The organism is Sinomonas atrocyanea, from assembly GCF_030812675.1.
Lineage (GTDB): Bacteria > Actinomycetota > Actinomycetes > Actinomycetales > Micrococcaceae > Sinomonas > Sinomonas atrocyanea_B.
On record NZ_JAUSTE010000014.1, the window covers coordinates 1 to 19,528 of the forward strand.

At 72.3% G+C, this 19,528-nt stretch carries 18 protein-coding genes and 2 tRNA genes; 16 read left to right on the forward strand and 4 right to left on the reverse strand.

Annotated features, from left to right (window positions below; translation table 11 throughout):
- Nucleotides 1–178 precede the first annotated feature (178 nt).
- On the reverse strand, nucleotides 179–862 hold the full coding sequence (locus J2W20_RS16570; RefSeq protein WP_307007968.1) for a vitamin K epoxide reductase family protein: 684 nt from the start codon (nucleotides 860–862) through the stop codon (nucleotides 179–181).
- 452 nt (nucleotides 863–1,314) lie between these two features.
- Here J2W20_RS16570 and J2W20_RS16575 point away from each other — a divergent pair, with 452 nt between their 5' ends.
- The 14 genes from J2W20_RS16575 (at nucleotide 1,315) to J2W20_RS16640 (ending at nucleotide 15,272) form a co-directional block, all read left to right on the forward strand.
- Nucleotides 1,315–4,845 (forward strand): Rne/Rng family ribonuclease, encoded by a 3,531-nt coding sequence (locus tag J2W20_RS16575; RefSeq protein WP_307007969.1) that lies wholly within the window; start codon nucleotides 1,315–1,317, stop codon nucleotides 4,843–4,845.
- Nucleotides 4,846–4,850: 5 nt separating this feature from the next.
- Entirely contained in the window at nucleotides 4,851–6,380 is a 1,530-nt protein-coding gene (locus tag J2W20_RS16580) for a bifunctional hydroxymethylpyrimidine kinase/phosphomethylpyrimidine kinase (protein WP_307007970.1), read from the forward strand.
- A 273-nt stretch (nucleotides 6,381–6,653) separates the two neighbouring features.
- Nucleotides 6,654–6,965, forward strand: coding sequence for a 50S ribosomal protein L21 (rplU, locus tag J2W20_RS16585; protein WP_307008087.1), 312 nt, complete (start codon nucleotides 6,654–6,656; stop codon nucleotides 6,963–6,965).
- 48 nt (nucleotides 6,966–7,013) lie between these two features.
- Nucleotides 7,014–7,268: a 50S ribosomal protein L27 gene (gene rpmA / locus J2W20_RS16590; protein ID WP_307007971.1), complete on the forward strand. Its 255-nt coding sequence runs from the start codon at nucleotides 7,014–7,016 to the stop codon at nucleotides 7,266–7,268.
- A 188-nt stretch (nucleotides 7,269–7,456) separates the two neighbouring features.
- Nucleotides 7,457–9,064, forward strand: a complete 1,608-nt coding sequence (obgE, locus tag J2W20_RS16595; protein ID WP_307007973.1) for a GTPase ObgE — start codon at nucleotides 7,457–7,459, stop codon at nucleotides 9,062–9,064.
- Entirely contained in the window at nucleotides 9,045–10,184 is a 1,140-nt protein-coding gene (proB, locus tag J2W20_RS16600; protein WP_307007974.1) for a glutamate 5-kinase, read from the forward strand. The genes obgE and proB overlap by 20 nt, the downstream gene beginning before the upstream one ends.
- A gap of 44 nt (nucleotides 10,185–10,228) precedes the next feature.
- Nucleotides 10,229–11,593, forward strand: a complete 1,365-nt coding sequence (locus J2W20_RS16605; protein WP_307007975.1) for a glutamate-5-semialdehyde dehydrogenase — start codon at nucleotides 10,229–10,231, stop codon at nucleotides 11,591–11,593.
- A 67-nt stretch (nucleotides 11,594–11,660) separates the two neighbouring features.
- A complete protein-coding gene (locus J2W20_RS16610; protein ID WP_307007976.1) occupies nucleotides 11,661–11,903 on the forward strand; it encodes a hypothetical protein in 243 nt (80 codons plus the stop codon).
- Between the two features lie 11 nt (nucleotides 11,904–11,914).
- On the forward strand, nucleotides 11,915–12,604 hold the full coding sequence (nadD, locus tag J2W20_RS16615; protein ID WP_307007977.1) for a nicotinate-nucleotide adenylyltransferase: 690 nt from the start codon (nucleotides 11,915–11,917) through the stop codon (nucleotides 12,602–12,604).
- 6 nt (nucleotides 12,605–12,610) lie between these two features.
- Entirely contained in the window at nucleotides 12,611–13,888 is a 1,278-nt protein-coding gene (locus tag J2W20_RS16620) for a hypothetical protein (protein WP_307007978.1), read from the forward strand.
- 32 nt (nucleotides 13,889–13,920) lie between these two features.
- Nucleotides 13,921–14,313: a ribosome silencing factor gene (gene rsfS, locus J2W20_RS16625; protein WP_307007979.1), complete on the forward strand. Its 393-nt coding sequence runs from the start codon at nucleotides 13,921–13,923 to the stop codon at nucleotides 14,311–14,313.
- Nucleotides 14,314–14,318: 5 nt separating this feature from the next.
- Nucleotides 14,319–14,996 carry a histidine phosphatase family protein gene (locus tag J2W20_RS16630; protein WP_307007980.1) on the forward strand — a complete coding sequence of 226 codons (678 nt, stop codon included), beginning with the start codon at nucleotides 14,319–14,321 and terminating at the stop codon, nucleotides 14,994–14,996.
- A 129-nt stretch (nucleotides 14,997–15,125) separates the two neighbouring features.
- Nucleotides 15,126–15,198 (forward strand) — tRNA-Ala (locus tag J2W20_RS16635).
- Nucleotide 15,199: 1 nt separating this feature from the next.
- Nucleotides 15,200–15,272: transfer RNA gene (locus J2W20_RS16640), tRNA-Ala, on the forward strand.
- A gap of 92 nt (nucleotides 15,273–15,364) precedes the next feature.
- Here J2W20_RS16640 and acs read toward each other — a convergent pair.
- Together acs and J2W20_RS16650 are read right to left on the reverse strand one after the other, a co-directional pair.
- Nucleotides 15,365–17,347 (reverse strand): acetate--CoA ligase, encoded by a 1,983-nt coding sequence (gene acs / locus J2W20_RS16645; RefSeq protein ID WP_307007981.1) that lies wholly within the window; start codon nucleotides 17,345–17,347, stop codon nucleotides 15,365–15,367.
- Between the two features lie 8 nt (nucleotides 17,348–17,355).
- The gene (locus J2W20_RS16650; RefSeq protein ID WP_307008088.1) at nucleotides 17,356–17,961 is read right to left on the reverse strand and encodes an acetate uptake transporter; all 606 of its coding nucleotides are present in this window, start codon (nucleotides 17,959–17,961) and stop codon (nucleotides 17,356–17,358) included.
- A gap of 317 nt (nucleotides 17,962–18,278) precedes the next feature.
- Here J2W20_RS16650 and J2W20_RS16655 point away from each other — a divergent pair, with 317 nt between their 5' ends.
- On the forward strand, nucleotides 18,279–18,422 hold the full coding sequence (locus J2W20_RS16655) for a hypothetical protein (RefSeq protein ID WP_307007983.1): 144 nt from the start codon (nucleotides 18,279–18,281) through the stop codon (nucleotides 18,420–18,422).
- A 73-nt stretch (nucleotides 18,423–18,495) separates the two neighbouring features.
- Nucleotides 18,496–18,912, forward strand: coding sequence for a MarR family transcriptional regulator (locus tag J2W20_RS16660; protein ID WP_307007985.1), 417 nt, complete (start codon nucleotides 18,496–18,498; stop codon nucleotides 18,910–18,912).
- A 29-nt stretch (nucleotides 18,913–18,941) separates the two neighbouring features.
- Here J2W20_RS16660 and J2W20_RS16665 read toward each other — a convergent pair whose 3' ends face one another.
- Nucleotides 18,942–19,523 (reverse strand): DUF2249 domain-containing protein, encoded by a 582-nt coding sequence (locus tag J2W20_RS16665; protein WP_307007986.1) that lies wholly within the window; start codon nucleotides 19,521–19,523, stop codon nucleotides 18,942–18,944.
- Nucleotides 19,524–19,528 lie beyond the last annotated feature (5 nt).

A 19,528-nucleotide genomic window follows, 5' to 3' on the forward strand; every position in this document is an offset into this window, starting at 1 on the left:
GTTTCACCACTCCGCCGGCGCCCCGGGGGGGGGGCCCCCGCGCCCGGCCCCCCCTTCGTGCCCAACCCTCTCCTCCCCCGGGGCGCGCCCGCCCCCCCCGCGCCCCCCCCGGGCCGTCGTCGTACCCGGAACGCCGAAAAGGCGACGAGATGCGTACCCGGAACGGAGAGGGGCGGGGCTACATGGTGGACGGGACGAACAGGTTCAGGAAGCGGAAGAAGATCGTCGCGATCACCGCGATGTAGAGCACCGCGACCGTCACCCAGCCCCAGTCGGCGAAGCCCTTGGCGAGCCGTGCCGGTGCGGGGATGACGCCGTGGGCCAGATTGCGGGCCGTGGTCCAGACGAAGATCGGGATCATCATGGCCCACACGACCATGCACAGCGGGCACAGGATCCCGATCGCGTAGAGGGCTTGGCTCCAGAGCCAGACGACGAAGACGAACCCGAGCGTGACGCCGACCTGCAGGCCCACCCAGAACCACCGGCTGAACCGGGCCCCGGCCAGGAGCGCCATGGCCACGGTGATCGTGACGGCGAAGGCCACGATCCCGATGAACATGTTCGGGAAGCCGAAGAGCGAGCTCTGCCAGGTGCTCATGACCTCGCCGCAGGAGATCCACGGGTTCACGTCGCAGATCGTGGTGTGGCTCGGATTGATGAGCTTCTCGATCTTCTCGAGGACCAGCTCGCCCGAGGCCAGCCAGCCGACCACGCTCCCGACCAGCAGGAGCCACGCGAACGGGACCGTGCGGGTCATGGCATGCGCGCCGCTGTCGGGGACGGCGGCGGTCGCGCCCGTCCCGGCCTGATCGGGCCCGGACGCGGTCGTGGCCCGGCTCGGGCCGCTCTGGGGAGTCATGGAAGTCCTTCCTGCGGGATGCTCCGATTCTAGGCGGCCCGTCTGGGCGATCACTGGAGCCGTGTCTCCAGCAGGCAGGCGACTGGCGGGGCGCGGCGGGCACGGCGCGGCGGTGCACAGGCGCGCCCTTCCCGATCATGCCGGGCCGGCGTGTGAGACAATGCCATTGGCCGGACGCTGATCCACATGCAGTGCCCGGTCCGGTGCTCAGCGACAAGACCGCCGCCCCGTTCCCGTCCGGATCTACCGATCCCGACCGGGATGCGCGGGCCAGAGCGGCACCTGCCCGGCCTCGACCGCTGGCGGGTTCCAACGCGGCGCCGGCCCACGCGGGACTCCCGCGGGGGCACGGGACTGACTTCGTCGGCGCCTGCGGGTGCCGACTCGTGGCGCCGCCGCGGCCGCCGTATGTGGGGACGGACGGGGCGGCTTTGGAGTACGCACAGATGGATATGGAACAGCAGCCCGGCGCCGCGGCCCCGGACGACGCAACGGTGGCCGAGCAGAAGCCCCGGCGCACCACCCGGCGGCGCAGCGCCTCGAGCCCGGCCGCTTCGCCGGCCGTCCAGGAAACTGCCCAGGAGACTGCGGAGGCGGGCGCCACAACGGCCGACGCGCCGGAGGCCCAGGGCACTGAGGCGGCCGAACTGCCGGCCAAGCCGAAGCGGGCGACCCGCAGCCGGCGCGCCGCCGCGGCACCCAAGGACGCTCCCACCGAGCAGGGTGCTGCCGAGCAGTCTCCTGCCGAGCAGCAGGGCGCCCCCGCGGACACTGCGCCCCGCGAGGACGCGGCACCCGAGCAGGCCGACGCCGCGCAGGCCGACGCCGCAGGGAAGGACGCCGGGCCCATCGCCGAGGCGAAGGACGCCGACGGCGCCGAGCCCACCGGCCAGAAGGCCCCGACATCGCGACGCCGCCGGACCTCGGCCCGCGCCGCGGCCGTCAAGGAGGAGACCCGTCGTCCCGAGCGCGCCGCCGGCGACGACCACACTGAAGAGCCGGAAGCGGCCCCCGCCGCTGCTCCGGCCGCCGGTTCGCGGGCCAAGAGCTCGGTCCGCGCCCGCCGCCGGTCGGCTGCCCGATCGGGCGCAGCCGACGAGGCCCCCGCCCAGGGCGTGCAGGCCGCCGTCGCCGACGAGCCCCGCCCGGCCGAAGAGGCGTCCGCCGAAGCGCCGGTCGCCAAGGAGCGGGTCGCCAGCGAGGCGGCCCGGCGGGACGCCGTGCCCCACGCCGCCCCTGCGGCGGACGGCGCCGCGGCTGCCGCCCTGCGCCAGGAGGCCCCCGCGCCCGAAACCGCCGACGGTGAGGCTGAGGAGTCTGCGGAGAGCGGCTTGGCGACTCTCTTCAGGGAGCCCATCTCTCCGACGTCGATGATCTTCCAGGCCCCCGACCTGAGCACGGTGCTGCGGCCCGTCGCCGCTGCCGAGCCCGTGGAGGACCACGAGGAGGAGCACGACGAGGACGAGGAGTCGGAGCTGTCCGGCCGCCGGCGCCGCCGAGGACGCGGACGCCGCGGCCGCACGCGCGGCACCGAGTCCAGCGACGAGCAGGACACCGAGGACGGCGAGCCGGGCGAGGAGTCCGAGGAGATCACCTCCCGCCGCCGCCGGCGCCGCCGCCGCGGCGACGCCGACCTCGAGCTCGAGGGCGGTCTCGACGACGACCCGCCCGGAACGGTGACCCGGGTGCGGGCGCCCCGCACGCCGTCGGAAGCCCCGAGCACGCGGGTCCAGAGCGTGCGGGGATCCACCCGCCTCGAGGCGAAGAAGCAGCGCCGCCGCGAGTCCCGCGAGTCGGGGCGCCGCCGCCACGTCATCACCGAGGCCGAGTTCCTGGCGCGCCGCGAGTCCGTGGACCGCCAGATGGTGGTCCGGCAGAAGGACGACCGCATCCAGATCGCGGTGCTCGAGGACGGCGTGCTGGCCGAGCACTTCGTCTCCAAGACGCAGCAGGACTCGCTCATCGGCAACGTCTACCTCGGCCGGGTCCAGAATGTGCTGCCGTCCATGGAGGCGGCCTTCGTGGACATCGGCCGCGGCCGCAACGCCGTGCTCTACGCGGGCGAGGTCAACTGGGACGCGGCCGGCCTCGACGGGGCCCCGCGTCGCATCGAGAACGCGCTCAAGTCCGGCGACTCCGTCCTGGTCCAGGTGACCAAGGACCCGGTGGGCCACAAGGGCGCCCGCCTCACGAGCCAGATCTCCCTGCCCGGCCGCTACCTCGTGTACGTGCCCGGCGGATCGATGACGGGCATCTCCCGCAAGCTGCCCGACGTCGAGCGCGCCCGGTTGAAGAAGATCCTCAAGGACCGCCTCCCCGAGGACGCCGGAGTGATCGTGCGGACCGCGGCCGAGGGTGCGAGCGAGGAAGAGCTCACCCACGACATCAACCGCCTCCGGGCCCAGTGGGAGTCGATCCAGGAGCAGGCGTCCTCGACGAAGGTGCTCGCGCCGGAGCTCCTGTACGGCGAGCCCGACCTGACCATCAAGGTGGTCCGCGACGTCTTCAACGAGGACTTCTCCAAGCTCATCGTGAGCGGCGAGGAGGCGTGGGACACCATCGAGGCCTACGTCACCTACGTCGCGCCCGACCTCCTCGGCCGGCTCGAGAAGTACGAGTCCGACGAGGACGTCTTCGCCCACTGGCGTATCGACGAGCAGATCCACAAGGCGCTCGACCGCAAGGTCTTCCTGCCCTCCGGCGGCTCCCTCGTGATCGACCGCACCGAGGCGATGACGGTGGTCGACGTCAACACCGGCAAATTCACCGGCTCGGGCGGCAACCTCGAGGAGACCGTCACCAAGAACAACCTCGAGGCCGCGGAGGAGATCGTCCGCCAGCTGCGCCTGCGGGACATCGGCGGGATCATCGTGATCGACTTCATCGACATGGTGCTCGAGTCCAACCGGGACCTCGTCCTGCGCCGGCTGGTCGAATGCCTCGGTCGCGACCGCACCAAGCACCAGGTCGCCGAGGTCACCTCGCTCGGGCTCGTCCAGATGACCCGCAAGCGCATGGGCACCGGCCTGCTCGAGGTCTTCAGCGAGAACTGCGAGGTCTGCGGCGGCCGGGGCGTCATCACGCACGAGGAGCCCGTCGAGCGGGGCAGCCGCCCGGCCGCCCCCGCCCCCGAGCACCAGGCCGCACCCCGGACCGAGGCCCCGGCCTCCGGCAGCGGGCGCAAGCGCCGCCGCCGCGGCACCGGGCAGCAGCCCGAGGCCCAGGCGGCACCGGCGCCCGCTCCGGCCCCGGCCGCCCCGCCGGTCGACGACGCAGAGCGCCAGGCCCGCGCCCAGGCCACCCGGGCCGCACTGGCCGCCGTGGCGGCCGCGGCCCATGCGGCCCACGTGCACGACGGCGACCAGCCGGCCCACGCCGAGCACCCCGACGGCGGCGAGCACGTCCCCGCGGAGCAGGCACCCGTCCAGCAAGCTCCCGCCGCCGCGTCCGCCGGCCACGGTGCCGCGGGCACCGGCGCGGAGCACACCGGAACGGGCCACGCCCCGGAGCCGGTGCGAGCCCTGGCCTCGTCGGCCCCCGCGGCCCGGGCCGAGGCGACCCACGGTGCACCGCCCGTCCGCGCCACCTCGGAGGGCGAGGACGGCCGGCCCGTGCTCACCATCGGCGGGGAGCGGATCGAGATCCCGCACGGCGACCTGCCGCATGAGGCCCCGGCGCCCGCGCCCGCGCTGAGCCTGGACGCGCTCAGCCAGGCGTTCGACCAGCTGACGGGGGAGCGGCATGTGCCCGACGAGGCCGAGCCGCGTCCGGGCCGCAAGCGCCGCAGCCGCGGTGCCCGCAGTGGCCAGGGCTCGGCGGAGGTGACGCGCGTCGAGGAGACGGCCGGCGCCGTCGGGGGCCAGACCCGCTCCGCGGCAGCGCCCACGGCACCCGCCCAGGCCGGCAAGGCCACGCCGGACACTCCGAAGGACGAGGGCGGTCCCATGATCCTGGGCGTCGGCGTCCCGGCGTCGGAGCTGTAGCAGGCGTGGGCGCCGTTCCCCGTGTCCTGAGCATCGCCGGCTCCGACCCGTCGGGCGGAGCCGGCATCCAGGCCGACCTGAAGAGCATTGCGGCGATGGGCGGCTACGGCATGTGCGCCATCACGGCGCTGACCGCCCAGAACACCCGCGGCGTCACCGCGGTGCACACCCCGCCCGCGGACTTCCTCGCCGCCCAGCTCGAGGCCGTGGGCAGCGACATCCGCGTCGACGCGGTGAAGATCGGCATGCTCTCCGACGCCTCGGTCATCCGCACGGTGGCCGCCTGGCTCGGGCGCACGCAGCCGGCCGTCGTCGTGCTCGACCCGGTGATGGTGGCCACGAGCGGCGACCGGCTCCTCGCCGCGGACGCCGAGGAGGCGCTGCGCGGCCTGCTCGCCCACGCCCACCTCGTCACGCCCAATCTCCCCGAGCTGGGGGCGCTGCTGGGGGAGGACACGGCGACGGGCTGGGAGGAGGCGCTCGACCAGGGCCGCAGGCTCTCCGAGCGGACCGGGGGAGCAGTCCTCGTCAAGGGCGGCCACCTCGAGGGCGCCGCCTGTCCCGACGCGATCGTCGACGCCCGCCGCGGCGCCGACCCGGTCGTCGTCCAGATCGAGGGCGAGCGCGTGGCCACCCGCAACACGCACGGCACCGGCTGCTCGCTCTCCTCCGCGCTCGCCACGGTCCAGGCCCGCACCGGGGACTGGGCACGCTCCTTGGCGGTGGTGAAGGAGTGGCTGCGCGGCGCGCTGGCGGCCTCCGGCGAGCTCGAGGTCGGCGGCGGCCACGGCCCGGTGCACCACTTCCACCACGTGGCCGCCTCCGTCCCCCTGGCCGAGGGCGAGTTCACGGACGGCCTCTGGCGCGACACCGCCAAGGTCCGGGCCGAGATCGACGCGCTGCCGTTCATCGCCCAGCTCGACGACGGGACCCTGCCCCAGGGCCACTTCGCCTACTACCTGACCCAGGATGCCCTGTACCTTAACGGGTACTCCCGCGTGCTGGCCCGGGCGAGTGCCCTCGCCCCGAGCGAGGAGGAGCAGGCCTTCTGGGCGGAGGGCGCCCGGGTCTGCCTCGCGGTCGAGGCCGAGCTGCACCGCACCTGGCTCTCCCGCCACCCGGTCGCGGCGCACGACGCCGGCGGCGCGGGGGCGGAGGGCACCGGCGCCGGCGGTGCCGTCCCCGGCCCGGTGACGAAGGCCTACGTGGACCACCTCCTCGCGGCCTCCGCCTTCGGCAGCTACGCCGTGCTCGCCGCGGCAGCGCTGCCGTGCTACTGGATCTACGCCGAGGTCGGCGCAGCGCTGCACGCCCGGCATGCCGCCCGGCCCGACCAGGACGGGCACCCGTATGGGGCGTGGATCGGCACCTACGCGGACGAGGCCTTCGCGGCGGCCACGCGCCGGGCTATCGCCTACACGGACGCCGCGGGCCGGCGCGCCTCGGCGGGCGAGCGTGCGGCTATGCGCGAGGCCTTCACGGCGTCCGCCGTCTACGAGCGCGAGTTCTTCGACGCGCCGCGCAGGTTCGCCTGACCGGGCATGCCCACCCGGTGGGATACACTGGGCGGGCGTGCTTTTCCGGCATGCAGTGGCCGGATAGGCCTCATTTGCGGCCGGACAGAGGACTAGCGTATTCTTGATCCTCGGTGCTTGCGCCGTCACTTGGGTATTCACTCCCAGGGATTCCCCTCGCGGACTCACGGCAGAAGCACACTTGGGCGCTCGACGCGCCGTGCTGTGCACGGACGCCGGGCGCCGCGCGCAAAGAGCTTTTGGAAATATCAGTCGAGAGAAGTGAGTTCCCCAGTGGTGTACGCGATTGTCCGCGCCGGCGGCCGTCAGGAGAAGGTGTCCGTCGGAGACCTCGTCACCCTCAACCGCGTGGCCGGTGAGGCCGGCAGCACCATCGAGCTGCCCGCCCTCCTGCTGGTCGACGGCGAGAAGGTGACCTCCGCCGCTGCCGAGCTGGCCAAGGTGACGGTCACGGCCGAGGTCCTCGAAGACCTCCGCGGCCCGAAGATCATCATCCAGAAGTACAAGAACAAGACCGGTTACAAGAAGCGCCAGGGCCACCGCCAGGAGCTGACCAAGGTCAAGATCACCGGCATCAACGCCTGAACCTCCGGGTTCACCCAGACTCTAGATTTCCTCAGGGAGGCACAGCTCATGGCACACAAGAAGGGCGCAAGCTCCACCCGCAACGGCCGCGACTCGAACGCGCAGCGCCTCGGCGTCAAGCGCTTCGGCGGCCAGGCCGTCAACGCCGGCGAGATCATCGTCCGCCAGCGCGGCACGCACTTCCACCCCGGCAACGGTGTGGGGCGCGGCAAGGATGACACCCTCTTCGCTCTGACCGCGGGCGCGGTCCAGTTCGGCACCCGTGGCGGCCGCCGGATCGTGGACATCGTCGTCGCTGCGTAGCAGAAGACAGGCACCAGCGGCTGCGCCCCCGGGGCGCGGTCCGTTGACACAGGGTGGAGTGGGCCAGTGGTCCGCTCCACCCTTTGCTGTGTCTCCGCCCCCTTGCGCGGGGCGGGAGCCACGGCCCACTCGCTGGAGGACCCAGCACTAGAATCGGGTGACAGGCCCGAAGACCTAAGGAGAATGAAGTGGCGAGCTTCGTGGACCGCGTAGTCCTGCACGTCTCGGGCGGGAACGGCGGCCACGGCTGCATCTCGGTCAAACGGGAGAAGTTCAAGCCGCTCGGCGGCCCCGACGGGGGCAACGGCGGCAACGGCGGCGACGTCGTGCTGCGCGTCTCGCACCAGACGACGACGCTGCTCGACTACCACCACTCGCCGCACCGGCACGCCCAGAACGGCGGCCCCGGCATGGGCGACTGGCGCGCCGGGCACACCGGCGACACCCTCGTGCTGCCCGTGCCGGACGGCACCGTGGTCAAGTCGCGCGACGGCAAGGTCCTCGCGGACCTCGTCGGCGAGGGCACGGAGTATGTGGCCGCCGCCGGCGGCCAGGGCGGCCTCGGCAACGCCGCGCTCTCCTCCGCCAAGCGGAAGGCGCCCGGGTTCGCGCTCCTCGGCATCCCGGGGGACGAGCGGGACATCGTCCTCGAGCTCAAGTCCATCGCGGACATCGCCCTCGTCGGGTATCCCTCGGCGGGCAAGTCGAGCCTCATCGCCGCCATGTCGGCCGCGCGCCCGAAGGTCGCCGACTACCCCTTCACGACCCTCGTGCCCAATCTCGGCGTGGTCCAGGCCGGCGACGTGCGCTTCACGATCGCCGACGTCCCGGGGCTCATCGAAGGCGCGAGCGAGGGCCGCGGCCTCGGCCACGACTTCCTCCGGCACGTCGAACGCTGCGCGGCGATCGTCCACGTCCTCGACTGCGGGACCCTCGAGGCGGACCGCAACCCGATCGATGACCTCGACGTGATCGAGCAGGAGCTCGAGAAGTACGCCGTGGACATGAGCTACGCGGGAGTCGACGGGCAGGCGCAGCCGCTCAACGCCCGTCCCAAGCTGGTGGCCCTGAACAAGACCGACCTTCCCGACGGCAAGGACATGGCCGAGATGGTCCGTCCGGAGCTCGAGCGCCGCGGCTACCGGGTCTTCGAGGTGTCGGCGACGAGCCACGCAGGCCTCAAGCCCCTCGGCTTCGCGATGGCCGAGATCGTCCAGGCCGCCCGCGACGCCGTGCAGGCCGCCCCGCCGAAGGTCGCCCCCACCGTCCTGCGTCCGCGCGCCGTGAACGAGGCCGGATTCACGATCCGGCGCGAGGAGCGCAACCTCGAGCCGCTGTTCCGGGTGCTGGGGGAGAAGCCGGAGAAGTGGGTCAAGCAGACCGACTTCACCAACGAGGAGGCCATCGGGTACCTCGCTGACCGGCTCAACCGCCTCGGGGTCGAGGACCAGCTCTTCAAGGTGGGCGCGAAGCCCGGGGACACCGTGGTGATCGGCGAGGACAACGCGGTGGTCTTCGACTGGGAGCCGACCATGATGACCGGGGCCGAGGTCCTCACCGGACCCCGCGGCACCGACCTGCGCCTCGCCGACTGGGAGCGCCCCACCCGCGCCCAGAAGCGCGAGGACTACGAGGACCGCAAGGCCGCGCGGGCCGCGGCGCGCGAGGAGCTCGAGGCCGAGCGGCGCGCGGGCATCTGGACCGAGTCCTCGCGCCGGCGGTCACCGGAGAAGGACGCCGTCGCGGCCGAGGAGGCCGCCGAGGGGGAGTGGGTTGATGACGACGACGACCTCTGAGGCCACCGCGCGCGGGCGCGAATGGCTGCCCGAGGCCCGCAGGATCGTGGTCAAGGTCGGCTCCTCGTCCCTCACGACGCTCCGCGGCGGCATCTCCGAGAAGGCCCTCAAGGCCCTCGTGGATACCCTCGCGGAGCGAGCCAACGAGGGCACTGAGATCGTCCTGGTCTCCTCGGGCGCCATTGCCGCCGGCCTGGCCCCGCTCGGGCTGGCGCGCCGGCCCAAGGACCTCGCCACCCAGCAGGCGGCGGCGAGCGTGGGGCAGGGCCTCCTCATGGCGCGCTACACCCAGGCGTTCACGGCGCACGGCGTGACGGTCAGCCAGGTGCTCCTCACCGCAGACGACCTCGTGCGCCGCACCCAGTACAAGAACGCGCACCGGGCCCTCGAGAAGCTCCTGCACCTCGGCGTGGTCCCGGTGGTCAACGAGAACGACACCGTGGCCACCCACGAGATCCGCTTCGGCGACAATGACCGGCTCGCCGCCCTCGTGGCCCACCTTGTGCACGCCGACGCGCTCGTGCTGCTCTCCGACGTCGACTCCGTGTACACCGGGCCGCCGGCCGAGGGCGGCGTGCGGATCGAGCACGTGCGCGACACCGCGGACCTGGACGGGGTGCGGATCGGGAGCGCCGGCAAGGCCGGGCTCGGCACCGGCGGCATGGCCACCAAGGTCGAGGCCGCGACCATCGCGGCAAGCTCGGGGATCCCGGCCCTCGTGACGTCCACTGCCGCCGCGGGGCGGGCCCTCGCCGGAGAGGACGTCGGCACGTGGTTCAGCGTGAGCGGCCGGCGCAAGCCGGTGCGCCTGCTCTGGCTCGAGCACCTCGCCGCCGTCCGGGGCACCCTGACGCTCGACGACGGCGCCGTCCGCGCCGTGGGGCAGCGTCACCGCTCGCTGCTGCCCGCCGGCATCACGGCCGTCTCGGGGGAGTTCGAGGCCGGCGACCCGGTCGAGATCGCGGACCAGGCCGGCCACGTCCTCGCCCGGGGGCTGGTCAACTTCTCCGCTGACGAGCTTCCCGCCATGCTGGGCCGCTCGACCAAGGACCTCGGGCGCGAGCTCGGGCCCGAGTACGAGCGCGTCGTCGTCCACGTCGACGACCTCGTGCTCGTGTGACGCCGGGCCGGGCCCGCGGCGGCCCCCCTCGGTAGACTGGTGCCATGACCGACACCGCGCGCGCGACCGCGCCTGCCTCCGTCCCCGACGAGACCACCGCTGCCACCGGGCCGGCCACGCCGGCGCCCGGACAGGCCGTGGTCGCGCCGGCGGATGTCGAGACGGCCGTCCACGCGATCGGCGACCGTGCACGGGCAGCCTCGCGGGTCCTGGCCCGCGCCAACCGGGCCTGGAAGGACCGCGCGCTGCGCGCCGTCGGCGCCGCGCTCAAGGAGCACGAGGAGGCGGTCCTCGCTGCCAACCGCGAGGACCTCGAGGCGGGGCGCGCCAACGGCACGTCTGCGGCGCTGCTCGACCGGCTCGCCCTCACGCCCGCCCGTATCGATGGGCTCGTCGACGCCCTCGAGACCCTCGCGGGGCTCCCGGACCCCGTGGGCACCGTGGTCCGCGGCCAGACCCTGCCCAACGGCGTCCGTGTCCGCCAGGTCAACGTGCCGATGGGCGTGGTCGCCGCGATCTACGAGGCGCGCCCCAACGTGACGGTGGACATCGCCGGGCTGGCCCTCAAGAGCGGCAACGCCGTGATCCTGCGCGGCGGCAGCGCCGCCGGCCGCACCAACGCTGCCCTGCTGGGCATCATCCGGGACGCCCTGGCCGCCGTGGGCCTTCCCGACGACGCCGTGCAGAGCGTGGACGCCTACGGGCGCGAGGGCGGGAACGCCCTGATGAAGGCCCGCGGCCGGGTGGACGTGCTGATCCCGCGCGGCGGGCGCGAGCTGATCCAGAACGTGGTGCTCAACTCGACCGTGCCCGTCATCGAGACCGGCGAGGGCAACGTCCACGTGTTCGTCGACGCCAGCGCCGACGAGCGCATGGCGGTCGAGATCCTCGTCAACGCCAAGACCCAGCGCCCGAGCGTGTGCAACACGGTCGAGACCGTCCTCGTCCACAAGGACTCCACGGTCCTGCCGGCCGTTGCGCGGGCCCTGGCGGAGCGGGGCGTGCGCCTCCACGTCGACGGCCGCACCCTCGCGGCCCTGCCCGCGGACGTGGCCGCCGACGAGGCCACCGACCGCGACTGGGCCACCGAGTACATGGACCTCGAGCTCGCGGTGGCAACCGTGGACGGACTCGACGAGGCCATCGCACACATCCGCCGCTGGAGCACCGGCCACACCGAGGCGATCATCACCAACGACCTCGCCAACGCCGAGCGGTTCATCGCCGAGGTCGACTCGGCCGCGGTCATGGTCAACGCCTCGACCCGGTTCACGGACGGCGGCGAGCTCGGCCTCGGCGCCGAGGTGGGGATCTCCACCCAGAAGCTGCATGCCCGCGGCCCGATGGGCCTGGCGGAGCTGACCACCACCAAGTGGATCGTGCAGGGCGAGGGGCAGGTCCGGGCCTGATCCGCCGGGGTAGGATGAAACCCAGTCCAGATCCTGCATCTGAGAGTTACGACCTGAAGGGGAGACCATGCTGGCAACGCTGATCAGCACCGCAGTCAACGTGAGCGCGGAGGCCGCCGGCCACGAGGAGCCCGCTCCGCTCATCGCACCGCCGTTCGTGATCGGCGTGACGATGTTCGTGATCTTCGCCGTGCTGATGTTCGTCACGGTCTCCTACACCAACCTCGGCCGCCGCCACGAGCCTGTCGACGAGCACGCGGACCCGCACCGCCAGCACCCGAACAAGCACGACCGCGGCCAGGGCCACTGAACCCTCTCGCCTTGGCCCCAGCAGAGCAGTCCGGGAGCGCGCGCCGCCATCGCCTCGGAGTCATGGGCGGGACCTTCGACCCGATCCACCACGGCCACCTCGTCGCCGCCAGCGAGGTGGCGTCGAAGTTCGGCCTCGACGAGGTCGTGTTCGTGCCGACGGGGGAGCCATGGCAGAAGTCGAAGAGCACGGTCAGCGCCGCCGAGCACCGGTATCTCATGACGGTGATCGCGACCGCATCGAATCCGCGGTTCACCGTGAGCCGCGTGGACATCGACCGCCCAGGTCCGACGTACACCAAGGACACGCTGCGCGACCTGCGGCGGCTGCGGCCCGAGGCCGACCTGTACTTCATCACCGGCGCCGACGCCATGGCGCAGATCGTGGGGTGGAAGGACGTCGACGAGCTGTGGAGCCTCGCCCACTTCGTGGGAGTGACCCGGCCCGGGCATGAACTGCACGACCTCGGCCGCACCGATGTCAGCCTGCTCGAGGTGCCCGCGATGGCGATCTCCTCGACGGACTGCCGCGCCCGCGTGGCGGTGGCCGAGCCGGTCTGGTATCTGGTGCCCGACGGCGTGGTGCAGTACATCGCCAAGTACGGCCTCTACCGTGGGAAGGGCCAGCCGTCGGACGACGGCGACGGCCACGCGCAGGACGAGAACGGAGAGGCAGGGAGCACAGCGGCCGCTGTGCGATGAGCAGGCATGAGCAACGAGGATAGGCCGATCACGAGCCGGCGCGAGCGTCGCCTGGCCCAGCAGGCTGCACTCGCCTCGGCTCCGCAGGAGCAGCTGACGCCGGAACAGGCCGAGGCTGAGGCGCGCGGGCAGGCCGAGGCGGCTGCCGCAGCCGCCCGTGCCCGCTCCGAGGCCCTCGCGGCTGCCCACGGCGCGGCCGCAGCGGCAGCGCGCGGCGGGGATGCGCCGTCGTCCGCCACCGGACGCCCCGCCCCCCGAACCCGCGCCGCTGAGCCCGGGTCGCCCGAGCGCAGCTCCCAGGCCCGCGCCCGCGACCGCGCCGCCCAGCGGGTCCTCCGCGAGCTCGCGGAGAAGGAGCAGGCCGCCCAGAGCTCCCGGGAATCCTTCCCGACCCGGCGCTCCATCCGCGAGCGGGAGACCGGCAAGATCCCGCCGGTCGCCGGCGTGCCCGAGGCGCCCGGCCAGCCGCAGGGCGCGGCCAGCGGCGCCCCGGCCCCTTCGGCCCAGTCCCTGCCGGTGGTCCCCCCGCCGCACAGTCCCGGTGCGCCCGGGACAGCGCCCATCCCGGGAGTCGACCCTGCCCCTCCCACGGCGATGCAGGGCATCGTGCCGCAGGGACTGACCGTGACCCCGGCGCTCGGCCCGGAGACCGGGTCGTTCCGCAGGCTCAGCCACGAGCAGATCGCCGCGGCGCGCGAACTGCTCAAGGAGCAGGCCAAGAACCAGGCGGCCATGCTGGAGGCCCAGCGCGGCAGGGCCGGCACCGAAGTCGACCCGGCCCTCCTCGCCGAGCAGGTGGCCATGGCCGAGCGCGCCGCCGTGCTGAACCGGCGGGCGCAGGCCAAGCAGCGGCTGGCGGAGGAATCGCGGAAGGAAGCGGCGGCCCCGGCCCGGAAGGCGCCCGCCCCCGCGGCGACCGACAACCTCGCAATGGTGACCCCGCTCGAGTTCGTCCGGGTGCCGGGGGTCCCGCACCCCGTCATGAAGCCGCCCACCACCACCCACGTGCCCGTGGTGACCGGCAAGAACGCGCGCCAGGCCCGGGCGGCGGGCGCGCCGACCGGCTCGCGCCCCGTGGACCTCCGCCGCGCCCAGCCCCGCGGGGAGATGTCCGAGGGCGCGCCCGTCTCGGCGCGCAGTGCCCACGGGCTGGACCCCCTCGATTCCGCGCATGCGGGCGTGAGCCGTGCCCAGCGGGAGCGCCTCGTGCTCCTCGCCATCGGCGCCATCGGCATCCTCGCCCTCATCGTCGCCATCATCATGATCGTGCTGGGCGGCAAGTAGCCCCCGGCAGCAGCAAGCCTCCAAGGAGAAGAGTGAGCGCAACAGAGACGGCCGTCGAGCTGGCCCGTACGGCCGCGAGGGCCGCAGCCGACAAGCTGGCCGAGAACATCGTGGCGGTGGACGTGAGCGAACGCATCGCGATCACCGACATCTTCGTCATCGCCTCGGCGGAGACCGAGCGCCAGGTCAACGCGGTCGTGGACAACATCGAGGACGAGCTGATCGTCCAGCTCGATCGGCGCCCCGTGCGCCGCGAGGGCCGGTCCGAGGGCCGCTGGGTCCTCCTCGACTTCGGCGACGTCGTGGTCCACGTCATGCACAGCGAGGACCGTGCCTTCTACGCGCTCGAGCGCCTGTGGAAGGACTGCCCGGTGGTGGACCTCGGCCTCGATGACGCGGGGGCCTCGGCCTCCGCCGCGGGCTGAGGGCGGTGCACCCCGACGCCGCGCGCGGGGCGCTGCGGCGCATCGTGTTCTGGCGCCACGGGCGCACCGACTGGAACGCCGCCGGCCGGTTCCAGGGGCAGACCGACATCCCGTTGAACGAGGAGGGACTCCGGCAGGCCGAGCGGGCCGCGCGCCGGCTCGCATCGCTCTCCCCGTCCGCCATCGTTGCCTCCGACCTGGACCGAACGCGGGCGACCGCCGAGGCCCTCGCCACAGTCACGGGCCTCACCGTGCAGGTGGACAGCGGGCTGCGGGAGACCAACGCCGGCGTCTGGCAGGGGCATACGTTCGACGCGATCCGGAGCATGGATCCCGAGGCGCTCCACCGCTGGGAGGACGGCGACGTCAACACCGCCGCAGGAGGGGCCGAGACACGCCTCGACGTCGCGGCCCGGGTCCACCGTGCGGTGGACCGCGCCCTCGCCGGCGTGCCCGCGGACGGGACCCTCGTCGTCGTGAGCCACGGCGGCGCCATCCGCGTGGGCCTCGCCCACCTGCTCGGCCTCCCGCACGACCTCTGGGGCGCGCTGGCCGGGCTCTCGAACTGCTCGTGGTCCATCCTCGAGGAGCGCCGGCCGCACCATGACGGGACGCTCCGGTGGCGGCTGGGCGAGCACAACGCCGGCACGCTGCCCGTGCCGGTCACCGTCGAAGAGGGCTGACCCACGACGCCGCGCGGCGGCCGCCGCTGATTTGTGCGGACGGGCCGCGAGGCTCTAAGATAATTGAGTTGCTCCGGACGGGGTGAAGGGCTCTGAAGGCCCGTGATCACGCGTCCGGAACCGACTTCCGGGGCTGTGGCGCAGCTGGTAGCGCACCTGCATGGCATGCAGGGGGTCAGGGGTTCGAGTCCCCTCAGCTCCACGGGGGTATGGCGCAGTTGGTAGCGCGTCTGCATGGCATGCAGAAGGTCAGGGGTTCGAATCCCCTTACCTCCACAGAGTTGCTCGCATCATCAGTGCATCCGAGCTGTGAGGCCGCCCGATGGGCGGCCTCACACGTTTGCCGAGGAGAGCATCCGCCCCGCTGCCTAGCCCTGCCCCTCAGCTCTCGCAGCGAGGTTGGCCTTGATGGTTTCCATGACGGTCGAGTCCGCAAGGGTCGTGACGTCGCCGATCGGGCGCTGCTCTGCGACGTCGCGCAGGAGCCGGCGCATGATCTTTCCTGACCGCGTCTTGGGCAGCTCAGGGACGATCATGATCTGTCTCGGCCTCGCGATCTTGCCGATCTCGTGCTCGACGTGCTCGCGCAGTTCCTGCACGACGCCGGGTCCGCCGTCGCCCGCGTCTGCGCGGAGGATGACAAACGCCACGATCCCCTGGCCGCCCACCTCATCCGAGGCCCCCACGACCGCGGCCTCGGCTACCTTCGGATGCGCCACGAGGGCCGACTCGATCTCTGTTGTCGAGAGGCGGTGCCCGGAGACATTCATGACGTCGTCCACGCGTCCGAGCAGCCAGATGTCGCCGTCCTCGTCGCGCTTGGCCCCGTCGCCGGCGAAGTACAGCCCAGGGAACCGCGACCAGTAGGTCTCGACGTACCGCCTGTCATCTCCCCAGATCGTCCGCAGCATGGCCGGCCACGGCTCGGTCAGCACAAGATAGCCTCCGGACCCCTTCGGGACGGGGCGGCCCTCGTCATCCACGACATCGGCAGAGACCCCGGGCAGTGCGCGCATGGCGGCGCCCGGCTTCGCCGCCGTGACACCCGGAAGGGGGCTGATCATCTGCATGCCGGTTTCGGTCTGCCACCAGGTGTCGACTACCGGCACTCGACTGTGGCCGATGTTCTCGCGATACCAGACGTATGCCTCGGGGTTGATCGGCTCCCCGACGGTACCGAGCACCCTGAGCGAGCCCAAGTCGAAGCGTCCGGGGATGTCCTCGCCCCACTTCATGAAGGTGCGGATGGCCGTGGGCGCGCAGTAGAGGATCGAGACCTTGTACTTGTCGATGATCTCCCACCACCGGCCCCGGTGCGGGGCGTCGGGGGTCCCCTCGTAGAGCACGGACGTCGCAGCGTTGCTGAGCGGCCCATAGACGATGTAGCTGTGCCCCGTCACCCAGCCGATGTCCGCGGCCGTCCAGAAGACGTCGGTGTCGGCCTTGAGATCGAAGACGCCCCAGTGGGTATAGGAACAGCCGACCAGATAGCCGCCAGAGGTGTGGAGGATGCCCTTGGGCTTCCCGGTCGTGCCAGAGGTGTACATGACATAGAGCGGATGCTCGGCGTCGAAGGCCTCCGGATCGTGGTGGATGTCGGCCTGTTCGACCGTCTCATGCCACCAGTGGTCGCGTCCCTCCACCCACCCCACGTCCTGACCCGTGCGCCGCACCACGAGCACACTGTGCACGTCCGGGCAGTCCACGAGCGCCTCGTCGACCGCAGGCTTGAGCGCCGAGGCGTTGCCCCTGCGGTACCCGCCGTCGGCCGTGATGACGACGTGCGCGTCACAGTCCAAGATGCGGGCCTGCAGCGCTTCGGAAGAGAATCCGCCGAAGACGACCGTATGCGGAGCCCCGAGCCGTGCACACGCGAGCATGGCCACGACGGTTTCCGGGATCATCGGCATGTAGATGGCTACCCGGTCACCGGCCCTAACCCCGAGGCCCGCCAGGGTGTTGGCCGCCTGGCACACCGCTGCGGTGAGCTCCGCGTAGGTGATGGTGCGGGTGTCGCCCGGCTCGCCCTCGAAGTAGAACGCCACACGGTCCCCGAGGCCCGCCTCCAGATGCCGGTCGAGGCAGTTGTACGCAACGTTCAGGCGCCCTCCGACGAACCATTTGGCAAACGGGGGATTCGACCAGTCGAGGACTGTCTCCCATTTCTTCGACCACGTGAGCCGCTCGGCCTGCTGGGCCCAGAATGCGAGCGGATCGCGCTCGGCCTCGGCATAGGCGTCCTTGTGCAGGTTGGCGGCTGAGGCGAACTCGGGCGACGGAGGGAAGACGCGCTCCTCGGTTGTCAGGTTCTCCAAGGGAGAGGGACGCGGCCCATCTGGGGCGGTGGCCATCCTGCTGCCTACCGTGCTGCCCAGACCGGAAGCAGTGATCGCTTCCAGGTCGCGTTGACGACGGTCGCGAACGAACCGTACCACGCCAGGATCGCGGTAATGATGCCGAGCCAGCCCCCGATGCGGTCGAAGATGGTGGAACCCGAGAAGGCACCGATGGTGAGGGCAAGGAACGTCAGGGTCAGCATGACGAAGACTGCGAGGACCACGCCATTGGTCCTGATCGCGGCGACTGTCATATAGGCGGTGAAGATCGTCCAGCCGAGGAGGTAGGCGCCGACGCCGGCAGGCCCGGCCTTGCTGGCAACCTCCGGGTTTATCTCGAGCCACCAGAAGGACGCCCAGAAGAATCCGAAGGAGCAGAACGCGGTCGCGCCGAATGTGTTCCCCTTGGCGAATTCCCAGAGCCCGGCCGCGACCTGCGCGAGTCCGCCGTAGAAGAGGGCCAGACCGAGCACAGCCGAGCCCGCCGTCGGGACGACGTTCGCGTTGGCAAGGCTGAGGACGAAGGTTGTCATGGCAAAGGCACCTAGGCCAAGCGCAGCCGGATCGGCGAATGCTGGTCCAACAGCGACCGGGGTCGTTGCCGCGCTGTGCGCTGATGTTGCGGTCATCTCTTGCACTCCGATCAAGTGTTGCTGCTTGCGCTGCCACAGCTGCCGGGGCGCGAGCGGGCGAAGCGCCGTGAGCGCGGACCCTTGGCAGGGGTACCAGCGGTCCCTACACGCGCAGGGTACGACCGGATCACCTGTGGCGATAGGGCCCCGAGACTCATCTGGAAGCCTCCGCGTGGCGGCGTAGTTCCCTCGGGCGTGATCCGGTGGCTATGCCGCCCACGAGGCGGTCCTCTTCGCAGGTCTCCACGAGACCTTCACCGGCCGTTCACCCGTGCCTCGGCTGCCGGTACCTGTCGGGCCGCGACGATGGACGCGTGCAGCTCACCGAATACATAGACCTGGTCGAGGACCTCGCCTCCGCAGTGCTTGACGGGGAGGGTGCCGCGGCCGCAAGCCTTGCCCAGACCGTCAAGTCGGCTGGCCGGGAGGTCCGGGCCCAGACGCGGCGGACGGACTGAGGTCCCTAGCCGCACCCCTCCGGGCGGCGCATAGTGGTCTCGACCGACCCGCACCCGGCACGGGAGTGACGCCATGCAAGAGCCCCAGCGCCCCATCGGCTTCCTCCTGCGGACCCTGGACCGGCTGCTCGAGGCCCGCTTCGACGAGGCGCTCGAGAGGCACCGGCTCAGCCGGCGCCAATGGCAGCTGCTCAACGTCCTGGCGGACACCCAGGCCACGGTGGCCCAGCTCGACGAGGCCATTGCCCCCCTGCTCGACGACGGGGCGGAGGAGACGAGCGAGCGGCACCTCGAGCCGCTGCTCGGCGGCGGCCTCGTCGCGGAGAAGGGCGGGGTCTACCGGCTCACTGATCTGGGCCGCATGGAGCTCCACGGAGCGCGGGACACGGTCAACGGCCTGCGCGAGGTGACCCTCCGGGGCCTCGAGGACGGCGAGTACGAGCGCACCCTCCGCGCCCTCGAGGCCATGATCGGCAACCTCTCAGGCTGACCACGCCCGGCGGGGCCGCCGCGCAGCCGTCACCACGGCCGGCGGGTGGGGCCGAGGCCCGGCTTGCGCTGGTGCACGGAGAGGTAGCGCAGGCCGCCGGCGCCGGCGGCGAACTGCCGGCGCGACCGCTTCGGCAGCCACACGAGCGCCCCCGGCGCCAGCGCCACGTCGCCGTCCTCGGTCGTGAGCGTCCCGTCCCCGGCGATCACATGCAGGAGCACATCGAGGTCCGGACCCACATGCTCGCCGATGCTCCCGTGCGGCGGCAGCGCGATCACGTTGGAGTCGAGGTCGCGGTTGCCCATGGTGAGCCGGAAGACGGCACCCGAGGCGTCGACGTCGTCCGCCTGCGCCAGGGAGCGGGTGTCGGCGAGCACCCGCGGCAGGGGAGTGGAGGCGGTCCGCGTGACCCGGATCCGCCACACGGGCCCGCGTTCGAGGTACTCCCAGGAGGAGGCGCCGTACTGGTCGTCCTCGAATTCCGCCCGCAGCGGCCCGGGGTCGAGGTTCGTCACGAGCATGAACGACTCGTCCACGGCGAGGTTCGCGAACGCCGCGAACACTGCCCGCTTGCGCTGGGGCTTGGGGATCGGCCTGACGTCGAGGTCCATGAACG